Here is a 12,910-nt window from a genome sequence, read left to right as displayed (position 1 = left end):
GGGTCGTTAGCTCAGTTGGTAGAGCAGTTGACTTTTAATCAATTGGTCGCAGGTTCGAATCCTGCACGACCCACCACTAATTACGGTGGGTTCGGTGGAAGTAGTTTGTAGTATCCAGCGCAGTATCGGGTGATTAGCTCAGCTGGGAGAGCACCTCCCTTACAAGGAGGGGGTCGGCGGTTCGATCCCGTCATCACCCACCACTCGGGTCGTTAGCTCAGTTGGTAGAGCAGTTGACTTTTAATCAATTGGTCGCAGGTTCGAATCCTGCACGACCCACCAATTTTAACATCAAACTCAGATGTTAAGCGTGAAGGATAACGTTGCGCCAGCAACGGCCCGTAGGGCGAGCGAAGCGAGTCATCCTGCACGACCCACCAATTTTAAAGATTGGTTCCGAGTAGAAATCTTTCAGGTAACACCCGTATGGGTCGTTAGCTCAGTTGGTAGAGCAGTTGACTTTTAATCAATTGGTCGCAGGTTCGAATCCTGCACGACCCACCATCCTGAATGATTAAAGCAGCATAATCCCGCAAGGGGTCGTTAGCTCAGTTGGTAGAGCAGTTGACTTTTAATCAATTGGTCGCAGGTTCGAATCCTGCACGACCCACCAATGTAAAAAAGCGCCCTAAAGGCGCTTTTTTGCTATCTGCGATACTCAAAGATTCGAACCTGCAGCAGGTTCGAGTTGAGCGCAGCGAAACAACGGAGCAGCTCGCGGCGACGGCCCGAAGGGCGAGCGAAGCGAGTCATCCTGCACGACCCACCAATGTAAAAAAGCGCCCTAAAGGCGCTTTTTTGCTATCTGCGATACTCAAAGATTCGAACCTGCAGCAGGTTCGAGTTGAGCGCAGCGAAACAACGGAGCCGCTCGCGGCGACGGCCCGTAGGGCGAGCGAAGCGAGTCATCTTGCACGACCCACCAATGTAAAAAAGCGCCCTAAAGGCGCTTTTTTGCTATTCAGGCATCCTCAATTTCACTTTGTAACCTGATGACATCTTCAGAGCTTACTTTGCAAGCAACTCTACGTCGGTGGAATTAGGCGTAATTCGAGTGACTTTTCCCCACCATTCGACTATCTTGTTTAGCATATAAAACAAATTTCACCGATAACAGCGAATATTACGCTCATGTCGGTTTTAACGTTAAGCCTGTAAAACGAGATAGTAAGATGAGCGTGATGTTTGATCCAGACACGGCGATTTATCCTTTCCCCCCGAAGCCGACGCCGTTAAGCATTGATGAAAAAGTGTATTACCGCGAGAAGATAAAACGTCTGCTAAAAGAACGTAATGCGGTGATGGTTGCCCACTACTATACCGATCCCGAAATTCAACAACTGGCAGAAGAAACCGGTGGCTGTATTTCTGATTCTCTGGAAATGGCGCGCTTCGGTGCAAAGCATCCCGCTTCTACGTTGTTAGTCGCTGGGGTGAGATTTATGGGAGAAACCGCCAAAATTCTCAGTCCGGAAAAAACAATTCTGATGCCGACACTTCAGGCTGAATGTTCACTGGATCTCGGCTGCCCAGTTGAAGAATTTAACGCATTTTGCGATGCCCATCCCGATCATACTGTCGTCGTCTACGCCAACACTTCTGCTGCGGTAAAAGCGCGGGCAGATTGGGTGATAACTTCAAGCATTGCCGTCGAACTTATTGATCATCTGGATAGTTTGGGTGAAAAAATCATCTGGGCACCCGACAAACATCTGGGGCGTTACGTGCAAAAACAGACGGGCGCAGACATTTTATGCTGGCAGGGTGCCTGCATTGTGCATGATGAGTTTAAGACTCAGGCGTTAACCCGCTTGCAAGAAGAATACCCGGATGCTGCCATACTGGTGCATCCAGAATCACCGCAAGCTATTGTAGAGATGGCGGATGCGGTCGGTTCCACCAGTCAACTGATTGCTGCTGCGAAAACATTGCCACATCAGCGACTTATCGTGGCAACCGATCGGGGTATTTTCTACAAAATGCAGCAGGCGGTACCAGATAAAGAGTTACTGGAAGCACCAACCGCGGGTGAGGGCGCAACCTGCCGCAGCTGCGCGCATTGTCCGTGGATGGCCATGAATGGCCTTCAGGCCATCGCAGAGGCATTAGAACAGGAAGGAAGCAATCACGAGGTTCATGTTGAGGAAAGGCTGCGAGAGAGGGCGCTGGTGCCGCTCAATCGTATGCTGGATTTTGCGGCTACACTACGTGGATAACGAATAATAAGGCGTAACGTTACGCTTTGGGGGAAAGATGGATTTTTTTAGTGTGCAGAATATCCTGGTACATATACCAATAGGAGCAGGCGGTTATGATCTCTCATGGATCGAAGCGGTAGGCACGATCGCCGGGTTGCTGTGTATTGGCCTTGCCAGTCTGGAGAAGATCAGCAACTACTTCTTTGGCCTGATCAACGTCACATTGTTTGGCATTATTTTCTTTCAGATTCAGCTGTATGCCAGCCTGCTATTACAGGTGTTTTTCTTTGCCGCGAATATTTACGGCTGGTATGCGTGGTCGCGACAAACCAGTCAGAACGAGGCGGAGTTGAAAATTCGCTGGTTGCCATTGCCGAAGGCGCTAAGCTGGTTGGCGGTTTGCGTTGTTTCGATTGGTCTGATGACGGTATTTATCAATCCGGTGTTTGCATTTTTGACCCGCGTGGCAGTCATGATCATGCAAGCATTAGGATTACAGGTTGCGATGCCTGAACTACAGCCGGACGCTTTCCCGTTCTGGGATTCCTGCATGATGGTGTTATCTATCGTGGCAATGATTCTGATGACGCGTAAGTATGTGGAAAACTGGCTGTTGTGGGTGATTATTAACGTGATTAGCGTCGTTATTTTTGCACTTCAGGGCGTTTACGCCATGTCTCTGGAGTACATCATCCTGACCTTTATTGCCCTCAACGGCAGCCGGATGTGGATCAACAGCGCACGCGAAAGAGGTTCACGCGCGCTGTCCCATTAATGGTGATGATGTGAATGGCCAGACACCCCTTCATTCAGGTGGCAGTCTGGCCCATGACAAGGTTGATATTCCATCTGAATAGTGGCGTGTTCAATCTGATAGTGATCCATCAGGTAGTGTTGGATCTGATCTAACAAGGCATCGTGATCGTGTGGCGGGATCACCTGCACATGCAGCGTCATCACCGGCTTCTCGCCTACCATCCATACATGTACATGGTGCACATTGCGGACTTCCGGGATTTCCCGGCACATACGACGCTTCAGTTCGGCGATATCCAGCGATACCGGTGCACCTTCAAGTAATTCATTCACGCTATCTTTCAACAGTCGCCACGCGCTACGCAGAACCAGAAGCGACACCAGTATTGAGAGAATGGGGTCAGCAGGTGTCCAGCCGGTCCAGATAATAATCAACGCGGCAATAATAGCCCCAACCGAACCCAGCAGGTCCCCGAGCACATGCAGTGCCGCTGCTCGCACGTTGAGGTTTTTCTCTTCGCTGCCGTGATGAAGTAACCAGAAAGAAAGTATATTTGCCAGCAGCCCAGCCACGGCAATTGCCATCATCATGCCGCCCTCGACCGGAAGCGGAGTGCGGAAGCGTTCTATCGCCTCCCAGACAATCAAAATAGTAATCACCACCAGGGCGATGGCATTCACAAACGCCGCGAGCGTGGTCAATCTTAGCCAACCGAAAGTGTGGCGAATGGTGGGAGGACGACGGGAAAATTGCACTGCGAGTAGGGCGAAAAGCAGGGCGGCAGTATCGGTCAACATATGACCCGCATCGGCCAGCAATGCCAGAGAACCGGAAAGAAAACCACCAATGACTTCTACGAGCATAAACCCGGCAGTCACGCCGAAAGCATACAACAAGCGACGAGCATTATTATCTTCTGGCAGGTGTGAGGAAGTGTGTGAGTGTGAGTGCGCCATGACGAGTCATCCCTTAATTATTCTCACTTAACTTTATGACATCATACTGCTTTTAGAAGGGAAAAATTAAAAGGGAGAGACTCCGCTCTCCCATTATTGGCTATTTCGCAGGGTTACTGCGTGGTACCGTCGGTTTTGGTATCGACATCATTGTTGATGCCATCACCAGTTTGTACCTTTTTATTGATATCCGGACAGCGACCATCTTTGCACATGGTGTTCTTGTGCTCTTCATCTTTGGTCATGCCGTCATTGTTCATTGAAGAACCATCCGGATGCAGCATTGTGCCGCCAGAACCGGTATTTACCCCGTTATTGTCGACGTTATTTGGCGCGACATTTTCACGGGCATCAGGGGCTACCTGGCCCGCATCAGCTGCGGCGTTTGCCTGGCCGTTATTGCTTTGCGCTCCGCTATCGGCAGCCAGTGCGGCACCGCTGGCAAGGCTTAGAGTGGCAGTCAAAAATAGTGTGGCCAGTTTTGTCATTTTCATAGGATGCTCCTGTTATGGTCGTTATGTCGGATAACCTCTTCCAACAGTGCATTTGCAGGTGAATATAAGGCAATGGTTTAAGATTTCAGCCAGGCTAAGATACCCAGCAGAGAATCTTGAAATAATTAACAAACAAAGGAGTTACAGTTAGAAATTGTAGGAGAGATCTCGTTTTTCGCGACAATCTGGCGTTTTTCTTGCTAATTCCAGGATTAATCCGTTCATAGTGTAAAACCCCGTTTACACATTCTGACGGAAGATATAGATTGGAAGTATTGCATTCACTAAGATAAGTATGGCAACACTGGAACAGACATGAATTATCAGAACGACGATTTACGCATCAAAGAAATCAAGGAGTTACTTCCTCCTGTCGCATTGCTGGAAAAATTCCCCGCTACTGAAAATGCCGCGAATACGGTCGCCCATGCCCGAAAAGCGATCCATAAAATCCTGAAAGGTAATGATGATCGCCTGTTGGTGGTGATTGGTCCGTGCTCAATTCATGATCCTGTCGCGGCTAAAGAGTATGCCGCTCGCTTGCTGACGCTGCGTGAAGAGCTGCAAGATGAGCTGGAAATCGTGATGCGCGTCTATTTTGAAAAGCCGCGTACTACGGTGGGCTGGAAAGGGCTGATTAACGATCCGCATATGGATAACAGCTTCCAGATCAACGATGGTCTGCGTATTGCCCGCAAATTGCTGCTCGATATTAACGACAGCGGTCTGCCAGCAGCAGGTGAATTTCTCGATATGATCACCCCGCAATATCTCGCTGACCTGATGAGCTGGGGCGCAATTGGCGCACGTACTACGGAATCGCAGGTGCACCGCGAACTGGCATCAGGGCTTTCTTGCCCGGTAGGCTTCAAAAATGGCACTGATGGTACGATTAAAGTGGCTATCGATGCCATTAATGCCGCCGGTGCGCCGCACTGCTTCCTGTCTGTGACCAAATGGGGGCATTCGGCGATTGTGAATACCAGCGGTAACGGCGATTGCCATATCATTCTGCGCGGCGGTAAAGAGCCTAACTACAGCGCGAAGCACGTTGCTGAAGTGAAAGAAGGGCTGAACAAAGCAGGCCTGCCAGCACAGGTGATGATCGATTTCAGCCATGCTAATTCGTCCAAACAATTCAAAAAGCAGATGGATGTTTGTACTGACGTTTGCCAGCAGATTGCCGGTGGCGAAAAGGCCATTATTGGCGTGATGGTGGAAAGCCATCTGGTGGAAGGCAATCAGAGCCTCGAGAGTGGGGAACCGCTGGCCTATGGCAAGAGCATCACCGATGCCTGCATTGGCTGGGATGATACCGATGCTCTGTTACGTCAACTGGCGAATGCAGTAAAAGCGCGTCGCGGGTAAGGTTTAATTGTCGGATGCGCCGTCAGAGTGGCGTATCCGATGAATCACCGTAGCCCTGGCAAGACGCGCAGCGTCGCATCAGGCAATGTGCTCCATTGTTAGCAACGACAAACAAAAAAGCCGACTCACTTGCAGTCGGCTTTCTCATTTTTAAACGAATGACGTTTACTTCGCTTTACCCTGGTTCGCAACGGCTGCTGCTTTCGCCGCGATCTCGTCAGCATTACCCAGATAATAGCGTTTCAGCGGTTTGAAGTTCTCGTCAAACTCATAAACCAGCGGCACGCCGGTCGGGATATTCAGCTCAAGAATCTCTTCTTCGCTCATGTTATCAAGATATTTCACCAGCGCACGTAACGAGTTACCGTGTGCAGCGATGATTACGCGCTCACCGCTCTTCATACGCGGTAGAATAGTTTCATTCCAGTAAGGGATCACGCGGTCAATGGTCAGCGCCAGGCTTTCCGTCAGCGGCAGTTCTTTCTCGCTCAGTTTCGCGTAACGTGGATCGTGACCCGGATAACGCTCATCATCTTTAGTCAGTTCCGGCGGAGTCACTGCAAAACCACGACGCCACTGTTTCACCTGCTCGTCGCCATACTTTTCAGCAGTTTCCGCTTTGTTCAGACCCTGCAACGCACCGTAGTGACGTTCGTTCAGTTTCCAGGATTTCTCAACGGGCAGCCATGCCTGATCCAGTTCGTCCAGCACATTCCACAGGGTATGGATAGCGCGTTTCAGCACAGAGGTGTAAGCAAAGTCAAAGCTGTAACCTTCCTCTTTCAGCAGCTTACCTGCTGCTTTTGCTTCGCTTACGCCTTTCTCAGACAGATCCACGTCGTACCAACCGGTGAAACGGTTTTCTTTGTTCCACTGACTTTCGCCATGACGAACCAGAACCAGCTTAGTTACAGCCATATACTTACTCCTCAAATCATCTTTTAATGATAATAATTCTCATTATATTGCCGTGACGAAGCAACAGCAATGCTTACGCATAACCATAGCGAAAATAGTGTCGCAGTGTAAGGTTGTTGTGAATATTGAGTTGCAAATATGTCGGTGTTTGCTGGTGATTTGAACAATATGAAGATAAAGCCCTCATGACGAGGGCTTAACATTACTCAGCAATAAACTGATATTCCGTCAGGCTGGAATACTCTTCGCCAGGACGCAGGAAGCAGTCCGGTTGCGGCCATTCAGGGTGGTTCGGGCTGTCCGGCAGAAACTCGCTTTCCAGAGCCAGCCCTTGCCAGTCGGCGTAAGGTTCGGTTCCCCGCGACGGTGTGCCGCCGAGGAAGTTGCCGGAGTAGAATTGCAGAGCCGGAGCGGTGGTGTAGACCTTCAGCTGCAATTTTTCATCTGCTGACCAGACATGCGCCGCCACTTTCTTGCCATCGCCTTTGGCCTGTAACAAGAACGCGTGATCGTAACCTTTCACTTTGCGCTGATCGTCGTCGGCAAGAAACTCACTGGTGATGATTTTGGCGCTGCGGAAATCAAAAGACGTTCCGGCGACAGATTTCAGGCCGTCGTGGGGAATGCCGCCTTCATCAACCGGCAGATATTCGTCCGCCAGAATCTGCAACTTGTGATTGCGCACGTCAGACTGCTCGCCGTCAAGATTGAAATAGACGTGATTAGTCATATTCACCGGGCAAGGTTTATCAACTGTGGCGCGATAAGTAATGGAGATACGGTTATCGTCGGTCAGACGATATTGCACCGTCGCACCGAGATTACCCGGGAAGCCCTGATCGCCATCATCTGAACTCAGGGCAAACAGTACCTGACGATCGTTCTGGTTCACAATCTGCCAGCGACGTTTGTCGAACCCTTCCGGGCCGCCGTGCAGCTGGTTAACGCCCTGACTTGGCGAAAGCGTCACGGTTTCACCGTCAAAGGTATAACGGCTATTGGCGATACGGTTGGCATAACGACCAATAGAGGCCCCCAGAAACGCGGCCTGATCCTGATAGCATTCCGGGCTGGCACAGCCGAGCAGCGCCTCGCGGACGCTGCCATCGGAAAGCGGAATACGGGCTGAAAGTAAAGTCGCACCCCAGTCCATCAGCGTGACTACCATCCCTGCGTTGTTACGCAAAGTTAACAGTCGGTACGGCTGACCATCGGGTGCCAGTGCGGGAGTTTCGTTCAGCACTGTCCTGCTCCTTGTGATGGTTTACAAACGTAAAAAGTCTCTTTAATACCTGTTTTTGCTTCATATTGTTCAGCGACAGCTTGCTGTACGGCAGGCACCAGCTCTTCCGGGATCAGCGCGACGATACAGCCGCCAAATCCGCCGCCGGTCATGCGTACGCCACCTTTGTCGCCAATCACAGCTTTGACGATTTCTACCAGAGTGTCAATTTGCGGAACGGTGATTTCGAAATCATCGCGCATAGAGGCATGAGACTCCGCCATCAACTCGCCCATACGTTTCAGGTCGCCTTGCTCCAGCGCGCTGGCAGCTTCAACGGTGCGGGCGTTTTCAGTCAGTATATGACGCACGCGTTTTGCCACGATCGGGTCCAGTTCATGCGCAACAGCGTTGAACTCTTCAATGGTGACATCGCGCAGGGCTGGCTGCTGGAAGAAACGCGCACCGGTTTCGCACTGTTCACGACGGGTGTTGTATTCGCTGCCAACCAGGGTACGTTTGAAGTTACTGTTAATGATGACGACAGCCACACCTTTCGGCATGGAAACTGCTTTAGTCCCCAGTGAGCGGCAGTCAATCAGCAAGGCATGATCTTTCTTGCCGAGTGCGGAAATTAGCTGATCCATGATCCCGCAGTTACAGCCAACAAACTGGTTTTCTGCTTCCTGACCGTTAAGCGCGATTTGTGCGCCGTCCAGCGGCAAATGATAAAGCTGCTGCAATACGGTTCCGACCGCGACTTCCAGTGAAGCGGAAGAACTTAACCCGGCACCCTGCGGCACATTGCCGCTGATCACCATGTCCACACCGCCGAAGCTGTTGTTACGCAGTTGCAGATGTTTCACCACGCCACGAACGTAGTTCGCCCATTGATAGTTTTCATGCGCGACAATGGGCGCATCGAGGGAAAACTCGTCGAGCTGATTTTCATAATCGGCTGCCATTACGCGAACTTTACGGTCATCGCGTGGCGCACAGCTGATCACGGTTTGATAATCAATCGCGCAGGGCAGAACGAAACCGTCGTTGTAGTCGGTGTGTTCACCAATCAAATTCACGCGGCCAGGCGCCTGAATGGTGTGAGTGGCAGGGTAGCCAAATGCGTTGGCAAACAGAGATTGTGTTTTTTCTTTCAGACTCATTTCTTACACTCCGGATTCGCGAAAATGGATATCGCTGACTGCGCGCAAACGCTCTGCTGCCTGTTCTGCGGTCAGGTCTCGCTGGGTCTCTGCCAGCATTTCATAACCAACCATAAATTTACGTACGGTGGCGGAGCGCAACAGAGGCGGATAAAAGTGCGCGTGCAGCTGCCAGTGTTGATTCTCTTCGCCATTAAATGGCGCGCCGTGCCAGCCCATAGAGTAGGGGAAGGAGCACTGGAAGAGGTTGTCATAACGACTGGTCAGCTTTTTCAACGCCAGTGCCAAATCGCTGCGCTGGGCGTCGGTCAAATCGGTGATCCGTAAAACGTGGGCTTTGGGCAGCAGTAGCGTTTCGAACGGCCAGGCAGCCCAGTAAGGCACGACGGCTAACCAGTGTTCGGTTTCGACAACGGTACGGCTACCGTCTGCCAGCTCGCGCTGAACATAATCCACCAGCATTGGTGATTTCTGTTCGGCAAAATATTCTTTTTGCAGGCGGTCTTCGCGCTCAGCTTCGTTAGGCAGGAAGCTATTTGCCCAAATCTGTCCGTGCGGATGCGGGTTAGAGCAGCCCATCGCCGCACCTTTGTTTTCAAAGACCTGCACCCATGGGTATGTTTTCCCCAGTTCTGCGGTTTGCTCCTGCCAGGTTTTGACGATTTCCGTCAATGCCGCAACGCTGAGTTCTGGCAACGTTTTACTGTGATCCGGTGAAAAGCAGATCACCCGGCTGGTACCGCGCGCGCTCTGGCAACGCATCAGCGGATCGTTGCTTTCTGGCGCATCTGGCGTGTCAGACATCAAGGCCGCAAAGTCATTAGTGAAAACGTAAGTCCCGGTGTAATCGGGGTTTTTATCGCCTGTCACCCGCACATTACCTGCGCAGAGGAAGCAATCTGGATCGTGCGCAGGTAACACCTGTTTGGCTGGCGTTTCCTGCGCCCCCTGCCAGGGGCGCTTAGCGCGGTGCGGTGAAACCAGAATCCATTGCCCGGTGAGCGGGTTGTAGCGGCGATGTGGATGATCAACGGGATTAAATTGCGTCATGGTCGTTCCTTAATCGGGATATCCCTGTGGATGGCGTGACTGCCAGTGCCAGGTGTCCTGCGCCATTTCATCGAGTGTGCGCGTCACGCGCCAGTTCAGTTCACGGTCGGCTTTGCTGGCGTCCGCCCAGTAGGCCGGAAGGTCGCCCTCGCGACGCGGTGCAAAATGATAGTTAACTGGTTTGCCGCAGGCTTTGCTGAAGGCATTAACCACGTCCAGCACGCTGCTGCCTACGCCAGCGCCGAGGTTGTAGATGTGTACGCCTGGCTTGTTCGCCAGTTTCTCCATCGCCACGACGTGACCGTCCGCCAGATCCATTACGTGGATGTAATCGCGTACGCCAGTACCGTCTTCGGTCGGATAATCGTTACCAAAAATCGCCAGCGAGTCGCGACGGCCTACAGCAACCTGGGCGATGTATGGCATCAGGTTATTCGGAATGCCTTGCGGATCTTCGCCCATATCGCCCGACGGATGTGCGCCAACCGGGTTGAAGTAGCGCAGCAGGGCAATGCTCCAGTCCGGCTGGGCTTTTTGCAGATCGGTGAGGATCTGTTCAACCATCAGTTTGCTTTTGCCGTAAGGGCTTTGCGGTGTGCCGGTCGGGAAGCTTTCAACGTATGGAATTTTGGGCTGATCGCCATAAACGGTGGCAGAGGAGCTAAAAATAAAGTTTTTGACGTTAGCGGCGCGCATGGCGCTAATCAGGCGCAGAGTACCGTTGACATTGTTGTCGTAATATTCCAGCGGTTTTTGTACCGATTCGCCAACGGCTTTCAGCCCGGCGAAGTGGATCACGGTGTCGATAGCGTGATGGTGCAGGATCTCGGTCATCAACGCTTCGTTACGAATATCGCCTTCAACAAACGTTGGATGTTTGCCGCCTAAACGCTCGATAACAGGCAGTACGCTGCGCTTACTGTTACAGAGGTTATCAAGAATGATGACATCATGACCGTTTTGCAGTAATTGCACACAGGTATGACTTCCAATGTAACCGCTACCACCGGTAACCAGAACTCTCATAATTCGCTCCATTAGGCTTATGGTATGAAATAACCATAGCATAACAAAGATGCGAAAAGTGTGACATGGAATAAATTAGTGGAATCGTTTACACGGGAATTTAGCCGTTTTTTATGCGCGATTAAGTGATTATAAAACAGCGGCTTTATGAATGATTGCGCTTTTTATCTGAAAAAAAAGACGCGGTTTCATGCCTGGATGCGTCGAACTGTAGGCCGGAGAGGGCGCTTAGGCCGCCTCCGGTACAGTCAGCATTACCGACTCAGTTTATTTTTGTCAGCACATAGCGATAGAGTTCACCGTCCGGCACGAACTCAAGACGATGGGTAATACAGGCAGGCGCATCTTCAGCGTGGTGCGAAACAAACAACAATTGCGTTTCACCTTCGCTAATCAGCACATCAACAAACCGGCGGATAAGCTGGCGATTGAGCGGGTCCAGCCCCTGTAGTGGTTCATCGAGAATAAGCAACGTCGGATGTTTCACCAGTGCACGGACGATCAGCGCCAGGCGTTGTTGCCCCCAGGAAAGACTATGGAAAGGAGCGTCAGCCGTGCGTTTATCAATGCCGAGAATATCCAGCCACTGCTGCACCAGTTTTTGCTGGCGATCCGAAACGGCCTGATAAATGCCAATCGAATCAAAATAGCCAGAAAGGATCACATTACGCACGGTAGTGCTGACCCGGTAATCCAGATGCAAACTACTGCTGACGTAACCGATATGCTTTTTGATATCCCAGATGGTTTCGCCGCTGCCGCGACGTCGTCCGAAAAGCGTCAAATCGTTGCTGTAACCTTGCGGATGATCGCCAGTAATCAGGCTTAATAACGTCGATTTTCCCGCGCCATTTGGCCCGACAATTTGCCAGTGTTCGCCTGGATTCACCTGCCAGCTAAGGTTATTAAGAATGGGGCGATCGTTATAAGAAACCACGCCATTGTTCAGCACAATGCGCGGTTCGTTGGCGGGTAAGGCGTGACGTGCTGAAGGTTCATCCGGCTCCGGCAGTTGTACACCTTCAAGCTGTTCGCTATGCGCCAGTTGCGCGACGAGTGCTTGCTGGAGCAGTTCCTCTTTAGCGCCAGTTTCCGCTAACGTACAATCCGCCAGCACGCCAGCAAACTGGACAAATTCTGGGATCTCATCGAAGCGATTGAGCACCAGTACCAGAGTAATACCGGACTGATGTAACGAGGCGAGTAGCTCAGCCAGCTGCTGACGTGAGGCAACATCCAGGCCATCGAACGGCTCATCAAGAATCAACAAGTCAGGCTCCGACATCAGCGCCTGACACAGCAGGGTTTTTCGCGTCTCGCCAGTGGAAAGGTATTTAAAGCGTCGGTCGAGGAGGGCGGTAATACCGAACTGCTGCGCCAGTTGCATGCAACGCGGAGTATCCTTTACTTCATCCTGAATGATCTCAGCCGTGGTACGCCCGGTGTCATCTTCGCCAGGACTAAGCATATCGGTATTATTCCGCTGCCATTCGTCGCTGACGAGCTTTTGCAATTGCTCGAAGGAGAGACGAGTGATGTGGGAAAACTGGCTTTGCCGTTCACCTTTCAAAAGCGGAAGTTCCCCCGCCAGCGCACGGGCCAGGGCCGATTTCCCGCTTCCATTCGAACCGACAAACGCCCAACTATCACCCGCGTTTAACGTTAGCTGAGGCAATTGCAGCGTTTTTGTGTCGCCAAGACGAAACGTGCCTTGCAAAATTTGCAACGATGACATTTTATATCCCATTTTGTGCAGCG

General features: G+C 51.4%; 11 protein-coding genes, 5 tRNA genes and 2 other RNA genes. 10 read left to right on the top strand and 8 right to left on the bottom strand.

What is annotated here, in order from left to right:
* The 9 genes from ACJHYR_RS11645 to pnuC all read left to right on the top strand — a co-directional run bounded on the left by ACJHYR_RS11645 (position 1) and on the right by pnuC (position 2,973).
* Positions 1-76: transfer RNA gene (locus ACJHYR_RS11645), tRNA-Lys, on the top strand.
* A gap of 51 nt (positions 77-127) precedes the next feature.
* Positions 128-203, top strand: a tRNA-Val gene (locus ACJHYR_RS11640).
* Positions 204-206: 3 nt separating this feature from the next.
* Positions 207-282 (top strand) — tRNA-Lys (locus ACJHYR_RS11635).
* Positions 283-428: 146 nt separating this feature from the next.
* Positions 429-504: transfer RNA gene (locus ACJHYR_RS11630), tRNA-Lys, on the top strand.
* Between the two features lie 33 nt (positions 505-537).
* Positions 538-613: transfer RNA gene (locus ACJHYR_RS11625), tRNA-Lys, on the top strand.
* A gap of 30 nt (positions 614-643) precedes the next feature.
* Positions 644-769, top strand: a non-coding RNA gene (locus ACJHYR_RS11620) — RtT sRNA.
* Between the two features lie 30 nt (positions 770-799).
* A non-coding RNA gene (locus ACJHYR_RS11615) (RtT sRNA) lies at positions 800-925 on the top strand.
* Positions 926-1,172: 247 nt separating this feature from the next.
* Positions 1,173-2,216, top strand: coding sequence for a quinolinate synthase NadA (nadA, locus tag ACJHYR_RS11610; protein ID WP_000115314.1), 1,044 nt, complete (start codon positions 1,173-1,175; stop codon positions 2,214-2,216).
* 37 nt (positions 2,217-2,253) lie between these two features.
* Positions 2,254-2,973 (top strand): nicotinamide riboside transporter PnuC, encoded by a 720-nt coding sequence (pnuC, locus tag ACJHYR_RS11605; protein WP_000345406.1) that lies wholly within the window; start codon positions 2,254-2,256, stop codon positions 2,971-2,973.
* On the opposite strand, the gene zitB is transcribed toward pnuC, so the two are convergent.
* Positions 2,970-3,911 carry a CDF family zinc transporter ZitB gene (zitB, locus tag ACJHYR_RS11600; RefSeq protein WP_000951268.1) on the bottom strand — a complete coding sequence of 314 codons (942 nt, stop codon included), beginning with the start codon at positions 3,909-3,911 and terminating at the stop codon, positions 2,970-2,972. The genes pnuC and zitB overlap by 4 nt on opposite strands.
* Positions 3,912-4,024: 113 nt before the next feature.
* Positions 4,025-4,405: a YbgS-like family protein gene (locus tag ACJHYR_RS11595; protein ID WP_000784342.1), complete on the bottom strand. Its 381-nt coding sequence runs from the start codon at positions 4,403-4,405 to the stop codon at positions 4,025-4,027.
* A gap of 315 nt (positions 4,406-4,720) precedes the next feature.
* On the opposite strand from ACJHYR_RS11595, the gene aroG reads away from it, so the two are divergent.
* On the top strand, positions 4,721-5,773 hold the full coding sequence (aroG, locus tag ACJHYR_RS11590) for a 3-deoxy-7-phosphoheptulonate synthase AroG (RefSeq protein WP_001109184.1): 1,053 nt from the start codon (positions 4,721-4,723) through the stop codon (positions 5,771-5,773).
* Between the two features lie 165 nt (positions 5,774-5,938).
* Here the strand turns inward: aroG and gpmA are convergent, their stop codons facing one another.
* From gpmA to modF, 6 genes are all read right to left on the bottom strand, one after another.
* Positions 5,939-6,691 carry a 2,3-diphosphoglycerate-dependent phosphoglycerate mutase gene (gene gpmA, locus ACJHYR_RS11585; protein ID WP_001295305.1) on the bottom strand — a complete coding sequence of 251 codons (753 nt, stop codon included), beginning with the start codon at positions 6,689-6,691 and terminating at the stop codon, positions 5,939-5,941.
* Positions 6,692-6,893: 202 nt separating this feature from the next.
* Entirely contained in the window at positions 6,894-7,934 is a 1,041-nt protein-coding gene (gene galM / locus ACJHYR_RS11580) for a galactose-1-epimerase (RefSeq protein WP_000931391.1), read from the bottom strand.
* On the bottom strand, positions 7,928-9,076 hold the full coding sequence (gene galK / locus ACJHYR_RS11575; protein ID WP_000053415.1) for a galactokinase: 1,149 nt from the start codon (positions 9,074-9,076) through the stop codon (positions 7,928-7,930). Before galK ends, galM begins: the two co-directional genes overlap by 7 nt.
* 3 nt (positions 9,077-9,079) lie before the next feature.
* Entirely contained in the window at positions 9,080-10,126 is a 1,047-nt protein-coding gene (gene galT, locus ACJHYR_RS11570) for a galactose-1-phosphate uridylyltransferase (RefSeq protein ID WP_000191508.1), read from the bottom strand.
* Positions 10,127-10,135: 9 nt separating this feature from the next.
* The gene (gene galE / locus ACJHYR_RS11565) at positions 10,136-11,152 is read right to left on the bottom strand and encodes a UDP-glucose 4-epimerase GalE (RefSeq protein WP_001265453.1); all 1,017 of its coding nucleotides are present in this window, start codon (positions 11,150-11,152) and stop codon (positions 10,136-10,138) included.
* 262 nt (positions 11,153-11,414) lie between these two features.
* Positions 11,415-12,887: a molybdate ABC transporter ATP-binding protein ModF gene (modF, locus tag ACJHYR_RS11560; protein WP_000096837.1), complete on the bottom strand. Its 1,473-nt coding sequence runs from the start codon at positions 12,885-12,887 to the stop codon at positions 11,415-11,417.
* Positions 12,888-12,910: the final 23 nt, after the last annotated feature.

This window comes from Escherichia sp. WS1450 (genome assembly GCF_046487395.1).
Lineage (GTDB): Bacteria > Pseudomonadota > Gammaproteobacteria > Enterobacterales > Enterobacteriaceae > Escherichia > Escherichia coli.
The sequence above is the reverse complement of the archived record's forward strand: the minus strand, read 5'-3'. Positions and strand labels throughout refer to the sequence as shown.

Coding starts and splice junctions, on each gene's coding strand:
- nadA (WP_000115314.1), top strand. CDS start 1,173: ATGAGCGTGATGTTTGATCCAGACACGGCGATTTATCCTTTCCCCCCG.
- pnuC (WP_000345406.1), top strand. CDS start 2,254: ATGGATTTTTTTAGTGTGCAGAATATCCTGGTACATATACCAATAGGA.
- zitB (WP_000951268.1), bottom strand. CDS start 3,911: ATGGCGCACTCACACTCACACACTTCCTCACACCTGCCAGAAGATAAT.
- ACJHYR_RS11595 (WP_000784342.1), bottom strand. CDS start 4,405: ATGAAAATGACAAAACTGGCCACACTATTTTTGACTGCCACTCTAAGC.
- aroG (WP_001109184.1), top strand. CDS start 4,721: ATGAATTATCAGAACGACGATTTACGCATCAAAGAAATCAAGGAGTTA.
- gpmA (WP_001295305.1), bottom strand. CDS start 6,691: ATGGCTGTAACTAAGCTGGTTCTGGTTCGTCATGGCGAAAGTCAGTGG.
- galK (WP_000053415.1), bottom strand. CDS start 9,076: ATGAGTCTGAAAGAAAAAACACAATCTCTGTTTGCCAACGCATTTGGC.
- galT (WP_000191508.1), bottom strand. CDS start 10,126: ATGACGCAATTTAATCCCGTTGATCATCCACATCGCCGCTACAACCCG.
- galE (WP_001265453.1), bottom strand. CDS start 11,152: ATGAGAGTTCTGGTTACCGGTGGTAGCGGTTACATTGGAAGTCATACC.
- modF (WP_000096837.1), bottom strand. CDS start 12,887: ATGTCATCGTTGCAAATTTTGCAAGGCACGTTTCGTCTTGGCGACACA.